Origin of the sequence: Streptomyces sp. SID5910 (genome assembly GCF_009862125.1) — a bacterium.
GTDB lineage: Bacteria > Actinomycetota > Actinomycetes > Streptomycetales > Streptomycetaceae > Streptomyces.
In genome coordinates, this window is the sequence record NZ_WWHX01000013.1 from 1 (window position 1) to 1,598 (window position 1,598).

The 1,598-nt window shown below is 77.2% G+C and carries 1 protein-coding gene; it reads right to left on the reverse strand.

Translation table 11 applies throughout. The features are described 5' to 3' along the window. Nucleotides 1–117: 117 nt before the first annotated feature. Nucleotides 118–1,152 carry a beta-propeller fold lactonase family protein gene (locus GTW67_RS00630; RefSeq protein WP_161162820.1) on the reverse strand — a complete coding sequence of 345 codons (1,035 nt, stop codon included), beginning with the start codon at nt 1,150–1,152 and terminating at the stop codon, nt 118–120. Nucleotides 1,153–1,598: the final 446 nt, after the last annotated feature.

Sequence of the window (1,598 nt, forward strand, 5' to 3'; positions counted from 1 at the left end):
GCGATGGGGGTCCCCCCGCGCGAGCGAAGCCGAGCGTGGGGGAGTTGACAACCGACGACAACGCCGCAGATGTGCGTGCCACGCCCCGCGACGTCGGCATGATCCAAACGACAGGCCCTAGCCGAAGACCACGCAGGACGCCGCCGGCACCGGGAGCGAGCCGGCGCGGCGGGGCAGCCCCGTCGCCGGGTCGAGCGCGAACCAGGTGACGTCTCCGGAGCGCTCGTTGGCCGCGTAGAGGAAGCCGTCCGACACGGCGATCTCGCGTGGCCAGTGGCCGCCGCAGGGGACGGTGCCGGTGAGCCGGAGTCCGTCGGGTTCGACGGCGAAGACGGACAGGACGTCCTCCCCGCGGGTCGCGGTCCACACGAAGCGGCCGTCGGGCGAGACGACGATGCCCGACGGGTAGGCGTCGCCGGCCGGGGCGCCGGGCAGCGCCTGGACCTCGGTGAGCGGCCGCAGGGTGCCGTCGGCGGCGTCCCACCGGCAGACGGTGACGGTCGGGGCGAGTTCGTTGGCCACGTAGGCGTGGGTGCCGTCCGGGTGGAAGGCCAGGTGCCGGGGTCCCGAGCCGGGGCGCAGCGCGATCTCCCGGTGCACGGCGAGGGCGCCGTCCGCCAGGGTGCAGACCCGCACCGAGTCGGTGCCCAGGTCCACGCTGACGGCCCACCGCCCGCTGGGGTCGGGCTGCACCTGGTGGGCGTGCGGGCCCTGCTGGCGCTGGGCGTGCGGACCGCGGCCGGTGTGCCGGAGCACGCCGGACGCGGACCGGGCGAGGGTGCCGTCGGAGCGGACCGGCACGGCGGTGACGCTGCCGGAGCCGTAGTTGGCGGTCAGGACGTGGCCGTCGTAGAGGCTGAGGTGGGTCGGTCCGTCGCCGCCGACCGGCACCGGCCGCCCGGCCGGTTCGGGCTTGTCCCCGGTGACGCGGTACGCGGCCACGGCGCCGTCGGTGGTCTCGCTGACCGCGTAGAGGGTGCCGCCGTCGGGGGCGAGGGCCAGGTAGGAGGGGTCGGGGACGCCGTTCGTGCTGCTCAGGGGCGTCAGTGCGCCCTCGCCGGGGGTGACGGCCGCCGTCACGATCCCGGGGCCCCCGGCCGCCGTGAACGACCCGATGAACGCCCGCCGCTGCCGCCTGCCGCCGTCCGCCACCGCTGACCCCTCTCGTCCCGTGCCCGGCCGGGCACCGCGTCGCGTGCCGACTGATCGTCCGCCCTGGGGCGACGGTAGCAGTCGATCACGCGCGGTCTAGACCAAATGGGTGGGTGTGGCGTGGGGGGGCGCTCGAGACGTCCCGCCGTCCGCCCGGAGGGTGGCCGGCCCCGCGGTGTCCGGTGCGTGCGCTCGGCGTGCCGGGCGCAGGCCCTCGTCCTGGGCGTACTCGGGCCTTCGCCTGGGGGTCAGGGGCGCGGGGGGTGGGGTCTGGGGCGCGGGGCCTGGGGCCTTGGAAGCGGGCCGGGCGGCGCGGCGGCAGGAGCGGACGCGCCCGGTGGGGTCAGGCGCCGACCAGGGGCGAGCCGGACGGGCTGCGCAGCGGTGCGGCGAGTTCGGCCAGGGCGCGTTCCAGGCCGTGCAGGTGGGCCAGCGCCGGTTCGGCA